This window comes from Nocardia sp. NPDC019323 (assembly GCF_044389845.1).
GTDB lineage: Bacteria > Actinomycetota > Actinomycetes > Mycobacteriales > Mycobacteriaceae > Nocardia > Nocardia implantans.
This window is the reverse complement of record NZ_JBIRYN010000011.1, coordinates 172757-186581: the sequence shown is the minus strand read 5'-3', so window position 1 is coordinate 186581 and position 13825 is coordinate 172757. Positions and strand designations below refer to the sequence as shown.

General features: G+C 68.5%; 12 protein-coding genes and 1 pseudogene. 4 read left to right on the top strand and 9 right to left on the bottom strand.

Features of this window, described 5'->3' with window-relative positions; genetic code table 11:
• Positions 1–1128 (top strand): annotated as a pseudogene (locus tag ACH49X_RS30175) (DNA-directed RNA polymerase subunit beta); the annotation flags it as partial.
• 66 nt (positions 1129–1194) lie between these two features.
• Here ACH49X_RS30175 and ACH49X_RS30170 read toward each other — a convergent pair.
• From ACH49X_RS30170 to ACH49X_RS30155, 4 genes are all read right to left on the bottom strand, one after another.
• Positions 1195–2307, bottom strand: coding sequence for a CHAP domain-containing protein (locus ACH49X_RS30170; RefSeq protein WP_195081997.1), 1113 nt, complete (start codon positions 2305–2307; stop codon positions 1195–1197).
• A gap of 216 nt (positions 2308–2523) precedes the next feature.
• Complete coding sequence (locus ACH49X_RS30165) at positions 2524–3375, bottom strand: TIGR02569 family protein (RefSeq protein WP_195081998.1); 852 nt, start codon at positions 3373–3375, stop codon at positions 2524–2526.
• A gap of 302 nt (positions 3376–3677) precedes the next feature.
• The gene (gene moeZ / locus ACH49X_RS30160; protein ID WP_195081999.1) at positions 3678–4862 is read right to left on the bottom strand and encodes an adenylyltransferase/sulfurtransferase MoeZ; all 1185 of its coding nucleotides are present in this window, start codon (positions 4860–4862) and stop codon (positions 3678–3680) included.
• 142 nt (positions 4863–5004) lie between these two features.
• Positions 5005–5976 carry a DUF3152 domain-containing protein gene (locus ACH49X_RS30155; protein ID WP_323124402.1) on the bottom strand — a complete coding sequence of 324 codons (972 nt, stop codon included), beginning with the start codon at positions 5974–5976 and terminating at the stop codon, positions 5005–5007.
• A gap of 479 nt (positions 5977–6455) precedes the next feature.
• On the opposite strand from ACH49X_RS30155, the gene ACH49X_RS30150 reads away from it, so the two are divergent.
• Positions 6456–7121 carry a TetR/AcrR family transcriptional regulator gene (locus tag ACH49X_RS30150; RefSeq protein WP_067810596.1) on the top strand — a complete coding sequence of 222 codons (666 nt, stop codon included), beginning with the start codon at positions 6456–6458 and terminating at the stop codon, positions 7119–7121.
• A 72-nt stretch (positions 7122–7193) separates the two neighbouring features.
• Here the strand turns inward: ACH49X_RS30150 and ACH49X_RS30145 are convergent, their stop codons facing one another.
• Positions 7194–7421 carry a DUF3107 domain-containing protein gene (locus ACH49X_RS30145; protein ID WP_067810591.1) on the bottom strand — a complete coding sequence of 76 codons (228 nt, stop codon included), beginning with the start codon at positions 7419–7421 and terminating at the stop codon, positions 7194–7196.
• 67 nt (positions 7422–7488) lie between these two features.
• A complete protein-coding gene (locus tag ACH49X_RS30140) occupies positions 7489–8028 on the bottom strand; it encodes a YceI family protein (RefSeq protein ID WP_195082001.1) in 540 nt (179 codons plus the stop codon).
• Positions 8029–8130: 102 nt separating this feature from the next.
• Here ACH49X_RS30140 and ACH49X_RS30135 point away from each other — a divergent pair, with 102 nt between their 5' ends.
• Complete coding sequence (locus ACH49X_RS30135) at positions 8131–8970, top strand: helix-turn-helix domain-containing protein (protein WP_195082002.1); 840 nt, start codon at positions 8131–8133, stop codon at positions 8968–8970.
• Between the two features lies 1 nt (position 8971).
• On the opposite strand, the gene ACH49X_RS30130 is transcribed toward ACH49X_RS30135, so the two are convergent.
• Genes ACH49X_RS30130 through ACH49X_RS30120 form a run of 3 tightly spaced genes read right to left on the bottom strand, consistent with a single transcriptional unit; the run spans position 8972 to position 11668 of the window.
• Positions 8972–9673 (bottom strand): ferritin-like fold-containing protein, encoded by a 702-nt coding sequence (locus ACH49X_RS30130; RefSeq protein WP_357112919.1) that lies wholly within the window; start codon positions 9671–9673, stop codon positions 8972–8974.
• Between the two features lie 27 nt (positions 9674–9700).
• Positions 9701–10756 (bottom strand): alpha/beta hydrolase, encoded by a 1056-nt coding sequence (locus ACH49X_RS30125; protein WP_357207857.1) that lies wholly within the window; start codon positions 10754–10756, stop codon positions 9701–9703.
• A 54-nt stretch (positions 10757–10810) separates the two neighbouring features.
• Positions 10811–11668, bottom strand: a complete 858-nt coding sequence (locus ACH49X_RS30120) for a hypothetical protein (RefSeq protein ID WP_357112915.1) — start codon at positions 11666–11668, stop codon at positions 10811–10813.
• A 410-nt stretch (positions 11669–12078) separates the two neighbouring features.
• Between ACH49X_RS30120 and ACH49X_RS30115 the strand changes: the two genes are divergently transcribed.
• The gene (locus ACH49X_RS30115) at positions 12079–13821 is read left to right on the top strand and encodes a DEAD/DEAH box helicase (protein WP_357207870.1); all 1743 of its coding nucleotides are present in this window, start codon (positions 12079–12081) and stop codon (positions 13819–13821) included.
• Positions 13822–13825: the final 4 nt, after the last annotated feature.

The window sequence follows — 13825 nt, the reverse complement described above, 5'->3', positions numbered from 1 at the left end:
GGTAAGGTCACGCCGAAGGGTGAGACCGAGCTGACGCCCGAAGAGCGGCTGTTGCGGGCGATCTTCGGGGAGAAGGCCCGTGAGGTGCGTGACACCTCGTTGAAGGTGCCGCACGGTGAGTCCGGCAAGGTGATCGGTATCCGGGTGTTCTCCCGGGAGGACGACGACGATCTGCCGCCGGGTGTCAACGAGCTGGTTCGGGTGTATGTGGCGCAGAAGCGCAAGATCCAGGACGGTGACAAGCTCGCGGGCCGTCACGGCAACAAGGGTGTCATCGGCAAGATCCTGCCGACCGAGGACATGCCGTTCCTGCCGGACGGTACCCCGGTCGACATCATCCTCAACACCCACGGTGTGCCGCGTCGTATGAACATCGGCCAGATCCTGGAAACCCATTTGGGCTGGATCGGCAAAGCCGGCTGGAACATTCAGCTGGCGGACGGGGTTCGTCCGGACTGGGCGAAGCGATTGCCCGACGAATTGCTCTCGGCGGCACCGGATACCAACTTGGCGGCGCCGGTTTTCGACGGCGCCCGCGAGGAAGAACTCGCCGGATTGCTCGCCTCGACCTTGCCCAACCGCGACGGTGAGGTATTGGTCGGCGCGGATGGTAAAGCGACCTTGTTCGACGGTCGTTCGGGTGAGCCGTTCCCGTACCCGGTGGCGGTGGGTTACATGTACATCCTGAAGCTGCACCACCTGGTGGACGACAAGATCCACGCGCGCTCGACCGGCCCGTACTCGATGATCACCCAGCAGCCGCTGGGCGGTAAGGCGCAGTTCGGTGGCCAGCGTTTCGGTGAGATGGAGTGCTGGGCCATGCAGGCCTACGGCGCGGCCTACACCCTGCAGGAACTGCTGACCATCAAGTCCGACGACGTGGTCGGTCGCGTGAAGGTCTACGAAGCGATCGTCAAGGGCGAGAACATCCCGGCGCCGGGCATTCCGGAATCGTTCAAGGTCCTGCTCAAGGAACTCCAGTCGCTGTGCCTCAACGTCGAAGTGCTGTCCGCGGGGTCGGCCATCGAATTCCAGCACGGCGACGACGAGGTGGATCGCACCGCCGCCAATCTGGGCATCTCGCTGTCGGGCAGTGAATCCGCGTCGGTGGAAGATCTGTCGAGCTGATCGGGACCGCCGTACTGTGCTGAGCACGCCGCGCACGGATCTGTCAGAAGATCCGTGCGCGGCGCGCTAGACACTCACGGCCTTCTTCGACGGCGTCTGCACGACACCGACCAGATCCGAGTTGCCCATGTTGTAGTGATTGCGCTTCACCTGGTCGCTGGAATTGCCTTCGATGGTGGTGATCGTGTTGCCGTTGACGGATTCCACGATGCCGACGTGGTCCGGGTTGCCGTCGTTGTTCCAGTCGAAGATGACCATGTCGCCGGGTTGGGCTTTCGAGGTGGACCGCTGCAGTCCAAGCTTCTTCGCATCGGACCAGATGGCCGACACCAGATTCTTGTTGGTCCAGTTGACTTTATACCCGGCCTTCTTCCACACCCAGGTGGCGAACGAGGCGCACCAAGCGTCGTCGATGTTGTAGGGCCGGTCGACGTGGTTCGTGCCGTTCTCCCGCACGCCCAGTTCATTGCGCGCCATCTTCAGGATGTCGTCCACGGTGCCGTCGCCGGTCGCATAGGTCGCGGTGCTCGCGGGCACCGAGCTACCACCCCTCGACCACGGAGTGGACAGGGTCCGGCCTGGTTGGTGACTCGTTCGGCTCTGGTAGTACGGACGGGAGGCGTCGATGCCGTTGGCCTGGTTCTGGATCTGCCCGTAGGTGTCCGCCACCGCGTCGTGCACGTCGTCGACGGCCTGCAGGACGTATCGCATCGCGCGACTCTCCTCATCCGCCGTCAGCGGCAGGTACGCGCCCTCCTTGTCCGTGCGTTCCCTGATGCTGCGCAGGTTGCCATCGAGTTCGCCGACCCGTTCCTTGATCGACTTATAGGTGGCATTCGTCAAATCGAAGGTTTTGAAAGCGGCGTCCTTGACGTTGCGACCCTGCTGATCCATCTCCTTCTTCTTGGTGTCGATTTCGCCCTTGCGCGCGCTGTAGTTGTCGATCAGCACCGACTCGCCCGGAGGTTCTTCGAGGCCGTCGTCACTGAGCAACTTCTGCTTGTCCAGCCAGGCCAGCAGATCCGGCTGCTGGGAACCCTGCCCGGAGGCGAACAGCAGAATCGAGGTCTCGATGAATTCCTGCGCCGCTTGGATCAGGGATTTCAGGCCACCGCTGGCGATACGGGGAACGTACAGACCTTCGACGAACCCGATCAGCTCGGCACGGGTGGTCGTCATGTGCACCCCCTTCCTCCGGCCAAGGCACACATGCCAAAAGGCGCAACGAGCATTATCCGTACCTCACTCGGCCGATGCCGCCGGACGCTGTGGCGGCAGACGCAGCTGTAATGCCGAGTATCGGGCATTCCCGGCATTGGCAACTGTCCGCCCCATCCGCATCGGGTCGGTGTGCCGCCGACCAGCTCCCGCGAAGCGCACTGCGCCGCGGCGAATTCAGAGGGTGAGGCGCACCATGTCCGCCGTGCGCGCCAAGCCGGGAAACGCCTGCGGAGTGGACCTCGGATGCAGCGCGTGCACCGCGAGCCGGAACATGACCGCGCGCAACAACATCTGCGGCCATTCCGGCAGGTCCGCCCAGCGATCGAGCAACCCGTCGTCCGCGCCGCCCCAGGCCAGCGCGTCCACCACGATCACCGCCGCCGCCCACGGCACCGGCCGCCAGTAGGGGGTGATGTCGGTGAGCCCGGGGGTTTGCGCGCCCGCGAACAACACGGTGCCGAACAGATCGCCGTGCACCAGCTGTGGCGGCGACTGCACCGGTTTGCGGAGGGTGGCCAGTTGGCCGATCAGTTCGATGCTGCGCCGCCCGTCCGGGGAGGTCGACAGCGACGCGCCGCCCGCGCGCAGGCTGCGCAGCGGCACCGGCTCCCAGGCGGCGCGATCGGCCGCGACGAACACGTCGATGTCCACCCACGGCACCACCGGTGGCTGAGCGAGGAAACGCGGGCGCTCCAGATCCGCCGTCGCCTTGTGCAGGCGCAGCGACACCGACACCACCTCGTCATGCCGCGGTTCCGGCATACCCTCCAGATAGGTGTCCGCGCGCCAGCCCGACACCACGTACCTGCCGTCGGTCGCCCGCACCGGACGTGCCAGCCGCAGCCCGTCCACCCGCAACGCCTCTCGGACCTTCGCCGACCACGCCGCGCGCGCGTGATCGGTGACCGGACTGAGCACCACATCGCCCAAGCGCCAGCCGCCTTCCCAGTCGCCGAGCGCAACCGGGGTCACTTCGCGCAGACCGAACGTGGCACGCACATGCTCGGGAGGTTCCACAGAAGTCACGGCCGTACCGTACGTGGTGTCGGTTTTGGCGCGCCTCCGGCGCGCCGTGTTGTTTGGCAGCATGCTCGGTCTCGCTTCGCTCGAGACCGGGAGCTGGGCTCAGCCGGGCGCGTTGGCATTCCAACTCGCGACTCGGCCCTTGGCACCCGAAATTCGACTGCCGTCATTCCACCAAGCGCGCGAGGATTCGGGTTCACGAGAGCCCGCTCAACTTCGTCCGCCTGGATCTGGGCATCGTGTTGCGCGATCGCGAGCCGCCGTCTACACCCCGGCTGACGGCGAGGCGTAGGCGTTCTACCCGCTCAGTACACCGGCAGTGACTTGTCCACCTGGTTCGCCCAGGCGATCACGCCGCCTTGCAGGTGGGTGGCGTCGGAGAAGCCCGCGCGTTTGAGGGCGGCCAGGGCTTCGGCGGAGCGCACGCCGGTCTTGCAGTGCAGCACGATGGGGCGGTTCTGGGGCAGTTCGGCCAGCGCCTCGCCGGACAGGATGCGGTCCTTGGGGATGAGCTTCGCGCCCTCGATGTGCACGATGTCCCACTCGACCGGCTCCCGCACATCGATCAGCTCGATGTCCTTACCCGACGCCAGCAGCTCCTCGAGCTCGCGTGCGGTGATGGTAGACCCGGCCGCGGCCGCTTGGCCCTCATCCGACACCACGCCGCAGAACGCCTCGTAGTCGATCAGCTCGGTGATCGGCTGACGCTCCGGATCTCGGCGCAGCTTGATGGTGCGGTAGTTCATGTCGAGTGCGTCGTACACCATCAGACGGCCCAGCAGCGGCTCACCGATGCCGGTGATCAGCTTGATCGCCTCGGTGACCATCACCGACCCGATGGACGCGCACAGCACACCGAGCACGCCGCCCTCCGCGCAGGAGGGGACCATGCCGGGCGGCGGGGCCTCCGGGTAGAGGTCGCGGTAGTTGATACCGCGCCCGTCCGGCGCGTCCTCCCAGAACACCGAGACTTGGCCCTCGAAGCGATAGATCGAGCCCCACACATACGGCTTGCGCGCGAGCACCGCGGCATCGTTGACCAGGTAGCGGGTGGCGAAGTTGTCGGTGCCGTCGACGATCAGGTCGTACTGTTCGAACAGCTGCACCGCGTTCTCCGGCTCCAGCCGGATCTTGTGCAACCGGACATCGATGCCGGAGTTGATCTCCAGGATCGAGTCGCGCGCGCTGTCGGCCTTGGAGCGGCCGATGTCGGACTCGCCGTGGATGATCTGGCGCTGCAGGTTCGACGCGTCGACCTCGTCGAACTCGACGATGCCCAGCGTGCCGACACCGGCGGCGGCCAGGTACAGCAGAGCGGGCGAGCCGAGGCCACCCGCGCCGATCACCAGTACCTTGGCGTTCTTCAGACGTTTCTGCCCGTCCACGCCCAGATCGGGGATGATCAGGTGTCGGCTGTAGCGGGCTACCTCATCCCTGGTCAGTTCCGCGGCCGGCTCGACAAGTGGCGGCAGGGACTTGGGTGATGACACGTCCAGGACTCCTCGAATCGCTCGGCCGATCGCTGCGGCGGTATGACGCCCGCGGCGGGTTGGTTCAACAGTGCAACACCGACGACCGGGCAGTTCTTCCCGCCCATCGTTCCGTATACCCGGCCCGGCGCGACAACCGCCCTCATCCCCTCGGATAGGGCCAGGGGTTGAAGCGGCAGCGTTTGCCGTCCATCGGGACCACGCCGTGCGGATCCAGCGCGGCGATGTCGTCGTTGCGGGTGCCGAAGGTCTGCTGCATCATCACCGGCGCGAGCCCGCCGTCGGTCTCGCACGCCTGATGCTGGTGGTAGCCGATGGCGTGGCCGACCTCGTGGTTGATCAGGTACTGCCGGTAGGACCCGATATCGCCTTCGAACGCCAGCGCGCCGCGCACCCACCTGACCTCCGACAGCACCACGCGGCGATCGTCGGCGTTGTAGCAGGAGGTATCGATCGGGATATCGAAACCGCATTCCTTGCGGCTGGTTTCTCGTGAGGTGAGCGAGACGCGGAAGTCCACGTCGCCCTGGTCGACCCGGCGGAAGGCGAACTTGGGGTCGTGGGTCCAGCTCTTCGGGTTGGCCAGCGTGGCATCGATCATCTTGGCGACGGCCTCGTCTCCGCCCAAGCCGGAGGTGTCCACGCCGTTCTCGATCTCCACGGTGTAGCGGAAGGCGGTCGCGGTTCCGGTGCCGATCTGGGCGGTCGTGCCGGGCACCACGTGCCAGACGCCCGCGCCGGATTCGGCGAAGGCGCCGCCTTCGGGCAGGGCGCCGGTGGGGAGATCGGTGGGAAAGTGCCCGTCACCGGGTGGGGCGCCGATGATGCCCGCGGTGGCGGTGGCCGGGCTGAGCCGCCCGAGCCCGGGGTCGGAGCCCGCGGCGTTGATCTCGTCGGCGGCGCGGATCGCGTCGACCACGACCAGAACGGTGATCACGACCAGGACCGGCAACGCATACGCCCGCCAGCCGTAGGTCGAGACGAATCGGCCGAGCGCGCTCTGCTTCTTGGCGTCCCGCTCGGGGCGCGTCCTGGTCCTGCCCTCGTCGGGAGCGGTGGGGTCCCAGCGGGCGCGCAGCGGCTGATGGGATCGCTCGGCCTTGTGCGAGTACATGCCGACCGGATCGTCGGCAGCATCCTGTTCGCCCTGCGTCGGGGTGGAATCGGGTTGCGGCGCGGGAGGTTCGGGCGCTTTGCCGCGCTTGCGTTCGCTCTTCTCGCGACCGGACGACCCGCCGCCCGCCCCGGACCGCTTGGCTGCGCCGGTCCGAGCCGCCCCACTGGATCGCGCCTCTGGCCAGGTTCTCGCCATGTGGTCCGACCCTACGGAACCGGGCTCGCCGGAGCCAGCCGGGCCGCGTGTACCGCGCCGCCCGGCGGGTGGTCTGTCCGGTCGGTCGGTCACGTTCACCAGCGTCTCACAGCGGCGAATCCCCACCTGCGGGCACACCGGCGGCTCCTCCGGTGCGACAATGTGTCCGCGGGTGGCACCAGTTGCCCGGCCCCGATCCGCGGGCAGGCGACAACCGGGTATCGTGCTTGAAATAACCCGGTGCACACCCCTTTGCCGGGGAATCGACTGGGAGAGCCGAAATGACTGACCTCGTGGACCGGATGACGTCCCGTAGATCGTCGTCCGAGGCCATGGCACCCGCCAAACGCGGTACCCGGCTTCCGCGCGACGAGCGACGTCAACAGCTACTCGCGGCGGCAAGCGAAGTCTTCGTGCAGCGCGGCTACCACGCCGCGGGCATGGACGAGATCTCGCAGTGCGCCGGAGTGAGCAAGCCGGTGCTGTACCAGCACTTCAGCAGCAAGCTGGAGCTGTACCTCGCGGTGCTGCAGAACTATGTCGACATGCTGGTCTCCAGTGTGCGCCAAGCGCTGCGCTCCACCACCGACAACAAGCAGCGCGTGCGCGCGGCGGTGCAGGCGTACTTCGATTTCGTGGACAACGAGATGCAGGGCTTCCGCCTGGTCTTCGAGTCCGACCTGACCAGCGAGCCGCAGGTGCAGCGCCGGGTCGAGCAGGCCACCGAGGCCTGCGTGGACGCGGTCTTCGACCTCGTCGCGCACGACTCGGGCCTCGACCCCTACCGGGCCCGCATCCTGGCCGTCGGCTTGGTCGGCGCGAGCCAGTTCACCGCGCGCTACTGGCTGGAGGCCGATCGGCCGATCCCGAAGGAAGAGGCGGTCGACACCACCGTCCAGCTCGCGTGGGGCGGCCTGAAGCACGTGCCGCTGCACCCGATCGACTGAGCGGGTCCGACGACGAACGAGCCCCTGTCCCCGATCGCTCGGGGCAGGGGCTCGCTGCGTGTGAAGCGGAAGTCAGACGGCGGCGAAACCGACGCGGCCGCCGGTGGTCGAGCCGATCTCGACGTAGGCGACCTTCGCGGCCTGGATCAGGAACTTGCGGCCTTTCTCATCGGTGAGCGTCAAGACGCCACCGTCGCCGCCGAGCGCACCGGACACCAGCGCCTCGACCTCTTCCTGGGTCTGCGCGCTGCTGATCACCAGCTCGCGCGGGCTATCCGAAATACCGATTTTGACCTCCACGGCCAACCTCCGAACCTGAGAGTCCTGTGCTGTCGATTCCAAGGCTAGTGGTGGCCGCCGGTGGCGCTCACTTGGGCTCGACGAGCTGGATCTCGAGTTCGATCTTCACGGTGTCGCTGAGCATGCCGGGCAGCGGGCCGCCGACGCCGAAGTCGGTGCGCTTGATCGTGCCGGTGGCGGAGAAGCCCGCGTGCCGGTCGCCGGTGGGACCGAAGTCCTGCACGCCGCCCCACTCGACTTCCAGTGTGACGGGCTTGGTGATCGCGCCGAGCGTGGCCTGCCCTCGGACCTCGAAGGTCTCGGCGACGACCACGGGATGGTCGGCGCGGAAGGTCAGCGTGGGGCGATTGGCGACGTCGAGGAAATCGGCGGTGCGGATGTGCGCGTCCCGGTCGGGGTTGCCGGTGTCGAAGGAGTCCAGGTAGATCGTCGCGCCGACGGTGGCGGCGCCCGATTCGTCGACCACGAATTCGGTCTCGAACCGGGTGAATCCGCCACGCACCTTGGAGATGCCGAGATGGCGAATGGTGAAGGCGACCGAGGAGTGCGCGGCGTCGAGGGCCCACGAACCGGATTTCAGCGTGGTGGATTCCGAGGTAGAAGTCATGCCTCCGACAATGGCCGGACCGCGGTCCGGTAGCCAGACCGCCGTTATCCTGGACCTGACAGGGCGAGGTTGATCGTCCCCGGACCCGGCACGATGGAAACCATGGCAAGCAATGGATTCGCGGAGTTCCTCATCGCCCGGCGCGCCGAGCTGCGGCCGTCGGATGTCGGCTTGCCCGAGGGCGGCCGCCGTAGGACGCCGGGGCTGCGGCGCGAGGAGGTCGCCGTCCGAGCGGGCGTCAGCGCCGACTATCTGGCCCGGCTGGAGCAGGGCCGCGACACCAACCCGTCGCTCGCGGTGATCGACGCGCTGGCCGACGCGCTGCTGCTGCGTGGCGACGACCGTCAGTACTTCGGCATGCTCGCGATGGCATCCGGCAACGAATCCCGATGCCCCGGAAGTGAATCCGCTCAGGAGCAGGTGGCTCCGACGATCGAAACGATCCTGCGGGCGTTGCAGCCGACGCCGGCGTTCGTGGTCGGCCGGAGGCTGAACGTGCTCGGCTGGAACCAGGCGTGGGCCGATTTCGTCGCTCCGCTGGGCCTGCTGGACGGACCGGATCAGCCCGATCTCGCCTGGTACATCTTCATGCATCCCGCCGCGCGGCGCGTCCTGCGCAACTGGGAGGAAGCCGCCGACACCTTCACGGCGGCACTCTGCCGCGCCAAGCTGCACTGGCCCGGAGACGACGCACTGCTCGAGACCATCGAAGCGCTGCGCGGGCTCCCCGATTTCGCCGACCGCTGGAAGCCGCATCGGGTGGGCGCACCCGGCTCCGGCACACTGCACCTCGACCATCCCGTGCACGGCTCGGTCGAGGTCCCGTTCGAGATGCTGGAAGCCGACCGCAGGGATCAGAGCGTCGTCGTCTGGTTGGTCGACCGGGCGAGCATCCACGCGCCCGGTTTGCGGCTGGTGCCCAACCGCGCGGCGAACGAATAGCTCAGATCCCGAGGACCGCCATGCGCTCGGCGTGACTGTCCTGCATGCGCTCGATCAGCGCGGCGATGCCGTTGAGGTCGCCGGTGGCGGTGAGCACCAGATCGGTGAGTTCGTCGCGCTGCGCCATGACGAACTGCGCCTGCGTGATGGCCTCGCCGAGCAGCCGCCTGCCCCAGAGCGTGAGCCGGTCGCGTTCGGAGCGGCTCTCGGTGACCGCCCGGCGCACCTCCTCGACGACGAACTCGGAGTGACTGGTCTCGGCGAGCACGTCGCGGACCACCGCGGCGACGTCCGGGGTCAGCGCGCCCGCGATCTCGGTGTAGAAGTCCGCGGCGATGCCGTCACCGACGTAGAACTTCACCATAGACTCGAGCCACGTCGAAGGGTCGGTGGACGCGTGGTAGTCGTCCAGCGCGCGCACGAACGGCGCCATCGCGTCGAAGACGTCGGCGCCGCGCGCGGCCAACGCGGACTCCAGTGTCTTGAAATGCTCCATCTCGGCCGCGGCCATCGTCGCGACCGCCACCTTGCCCCGCAGGGTCGGCGACAGCTTGGCCTCCTCGGCCAGCCGGTAGAACGCGGAGATCTCGCCGTAGGCGAGCACCGCGAACAGGTCGGTCACGCCGGGATGGCTCGCGGGGATGGAAAGGCTTGCTGGGTCGGTCGACGAAACACCTAACGCGGCAGGTGACTGTGCTCCCATGCGCCCCAGCGTAATACTCACCGCGGATCAGGCGGTCTCGGCGAGGAACTTCTCGAGGTAACTCCATGTCGTGTCACGCGCGGTCGGCGCGGCCAGGATGCCCAGATGGCTGCCTGGAGCGGTCTCGTAGCGGACCGTGGCCGCTCCGGTGAGCACGTGCGCACCGCCTTCGACGGCCGCCGCCGGAGTGATCACGTCGGACGGCCCGCCGACCAGCAGCACCGGCGCGGTCACCTTCGCCAGTTCGATGCGGCGCGCGCCGAGCCGGACCACACCGCGCCCGATGTCGTTGTTCAGGATGAACCGGCCCCACAGCTGACCGTAGAAGCGGCCGGGGTAGCCGGGCATCTCGGCCATGAACCGGTCGATCGTCTCCATCTTCGCCAGCGCCTCGGTGCGCGCGATGTTGCTCGCGACGAACCAGGGCCGGGTCAGCTCACGATCCCAGGCGGTGACCTTGTAGCCGATTCGAGTCAGTGTCGCAGGAACGCCACCGGCCGCGCGGATGACGGTCGAGGTGGCGCGGCCACCCGTGAGCTTCGCGACGGCGCGCAGCTGCGGCACGCCGGTCATCCGGTCGTAGTCCAGCGGCGAGCCGACCGCCGTGATGGACCGGATGGGCAACTCGGGATGCGCCGCGGCGGTGAGCAGGGCCAGCGTGCCACCGAGCGACCAGCCGACCAGGTCCACCGCGCCTCCGTCGCGGTCGGCGCTGGTGCGCAACACCGCCTCGGGCAGGATGTCGTCGATCCAGTCCTCGAAGCCCATGCGCCGGTCGGCGAAGGTGATCTCGCCGTAGTCGACGACGTACGGGCTGCGGCCGATCTCCAGCAGGAAGCGCGCCAGGCTCTGGTCGGGCCGCAGATCGAAACAGGTCGCGGGCGCGGCCAGCGGCGGGACCAGCAGCACGGCCGAATCCGCCGGCGCCGCGTCGCCGTCGGCTCCCTCGAACCGGCGCAGTTGCCGGTGCGGCTGGTTCCACAGGATCGTCGCGGGGGTCGGGTCCGGCGCCTCGATGCCGGAGCCGAAGGTCAGCGCCCAGGCGTTGCGCGCGGCGATGGTGACAGTGTCGGCAAGGCTCACAGCGAAGAGATTCTCATACTCGGTACCGTCGGTAACAGGCAACTCCCCGCCGTGCTACCGCGGCCCCATGCCCACGGGGTTGAGCGGCGGCACCACCGACTCCTGGACGCTGCGCACCAGCGGCGCGAGCGAGGTGGTCAGCTCGGTGATCGCGTCGGCCGACAGCACCGCGAGCGCGCCGGTCCACGCCGCTTCGTCGGTGTCGGCCTCGACCGCGGCCAGCAACTCCGCGCCGCCGCCGGTGAGGGTGGGAGTGACCGGCTCCCCGGCGACCAGGCCGCGGGCACGCAGCTCGTCGAAGTCCTCCGCCCACTCCGCCTCCGACACGCCGCGCGCCGGACGCATCACCGATTCCGGCGCCTTGCCCGCGGCTACCTGCACGATCAGCGCTTGCCGTCCGGTGAGGCCGTGGGTGACCAGGGCCGCGACATGGCCGTCGCCGCGATGCTCGCGCAGGGAGGTGGCCAGCTGCCACAGCGCGGCCACCGGGTCGGCGGGCAGCGGCAGAGCCGCGTTCGCGGCGAACAGCGCCCGCCCCGTCGGATCCGCCGCGCGCTGCACCGGCGCGAGCAGTTCGACCGCGCGAGCCGACACCGCGTCGCCCGCGCCGACGCCGCGCAGCAGGCCGGTGGCCAGCTCCAGCCGAGCGGCCAGGCAGCGTTGCGGGGTGGCGCGCTCCCACGCTTCCGGCAGCGCGCGACGCACCATGCCGGGGTGGAATCCGGCGAAGACCGCCTGCACGGCGGCGGGCGTCACCGCGCCCAGCGGCGCGGCGCGGAAAGCGAAGTACGTCTGCCAGTAGCCGCGCAATCCGATCCCGACGCCCGACTCCTTGACGCCGGTTCCGAAATAGACCACATCGTGTAGCGGTTCGAGCGTCGCCCAGATTTGCCGCGCCGGATGAATTCCCATGTCGCGCAGCGTACGTGGACCCCCGGCGCGGCGAAAGCACACCGCGGGTCAGGAGCATTTCCGATAGCGCGCCGCGCTGGCAATTCGAGCGGGGCACAATATCACGCTACAATCGCGTCGGACAACGAAAAGTTTCGCTCGACAGAGTTGCCGGACGTCGCGCTCACGCACACCGCGCGGACGCCGCTGCGACCGCCGACCGGTTTCGAGTGCGAAGTTTTCGTTGGACACCGAAAATGTGCGCGCACCAATCCGCGTCACCAGTGCGCCGCGCCGATGTTTTGCGAGGTAGCCGCCGTTTTTCACGGCAGGCGCCCGGCATCCGGAGCGTGGCCGGGTGAAGTATCACCTGCGGAGTCGTGGTCGTCGTGGACCGCCCGGTCCGCCCCACCTCGTGCGCGCGGGACGTGATTACGAGGAAGGCACGAACCCTGAGCAAGATCACAGTCGATCAGGAACCAGGTCTGGCGGAGACCCTGTTGACGGCCGAACTGGACGCGACGCACACCGCCCCGACTTTCGCCGAATTGGGCGTGCGCGCCGAAATCGTCCGCGCACTCGGCGAGATCGGAATCGAACGTACTTTCGCCATTCAAGAACTGACCCTCCCGCTGGCGCTCGCGGGTGAAGATCTCATCGGTCAGGCCCGCACCGGCATGGGCAAAACCTTCGGATTCGGCGTGCCGCTGCTGCACCGGATCGCCACCGCGGAATCCGGCACGACGCCGCTGGACGGCACGCCGCGCGCGCTGGTCATCGTGCCGACGCGCGAGCTGTGCATCCAGGTCACCAAGGATCTGGAGAACGCGAGCAAGTACCTCACCAACCACCAGGGGCCGCTGCGCGTCGCCTCCATCTACGGTGGCCGCCCCTACGAGGCGCAGATCGAGGCGCTGCGCGCGGGCGTCGACGTGGTGGTCGGCACGCCGGGCCGACTACTGGACCTCGCCGACCAGCAGCACCTCATCCTCGGCAAGATCGGCGTGCTGGTGCTGGACGAGGCCGACGAGATGCTCGACCTCGGCTTCCTGCCCGACATCGAGCGCATCCTCGGCATGGTCCCGGACAAACGCCAGACCATGCTGTTCTCCGCGACCATGCCCGGGCCGATCATCACCCTGGCGCGCACCTTCCTGAACCGGCCGACGCACATCAGGGCGGAGGAGCCGCACGACTCGGCGGTGCACGACCGCACCGCGCAGTTCGTCTACCGCGCGCACGCCCTGGACAAGAGCGAGCTGATCGCGCGCATCCTGCAGGCCGAGAGCCGGGGCGCGACGATGATCTTCACGCGCACCAAGCGCACGGCGCAGAAGGTGGCCGACGATCTCGCCGAGCGCGGGTTCGCGGTGGGCGCCGTGCACGGCGACCTCGGCCAGATCGCCCGCGAGAAGGCGCTGACCAAGTTCCGCAAGGGCGCCATCGACGTACTGGTCGCCACCGACGTCGCGGCGCGCGGCATCGACATCGACGACGTCACGCACGTCATCAACTACCAGTGCCCCGAGGACGAGAAGACCTACGTGCACCGGATCGGTCGCACCGGCCGGGCCGGGCGCACCGGCGTGGCGGTGACGCTGATCGACTGGGACGAACTCAACCGCTGGTCGGCGATCGACAGCGCGCTCGGGCTCGGCATCCCCGAACCGGTCGAGACGTACTCGCGCTCGCCGCACCTGTACACCGACCTCGGTATTCCCGAGGGCGTGACCGGCGTGATCCGCAAGCCGAAGCCGGAGCGCGACCCGGACGCGGTGGTGGTCGAACGTACGGCCCGCGCTCCGCGCAAGCGCAACCGTAAGCGCACCCGCGGCGGTAAGCCGATCGACGACGCCCCCGAGACCGCCGATTCGACCGACACCGGCACCGACACCGCCGTTGCCGACGCGGAGCAGGCCGGCGAGGCGGATGCGGCCGACAAGCCCGCCCGCCGCAGGCGCAGGCGGCGCAAGTCGACCGGAGACGCCACCGACGTCACCGCCACCGACGAGTCGAGCACGGAGGCCGCGGACGACAACGGCGGCGCGGAGGAATCCGAGACCTCCGACCGTCCCGCTCGCCGCAGGCGCAGGCGGCGCCGTTCGGGCGAAGGGGACCTCACCGCGGAGGACACCGGGAGCGCGGCCGAGCCCGCGGCCGCCGCGTCGGCCTGACCGC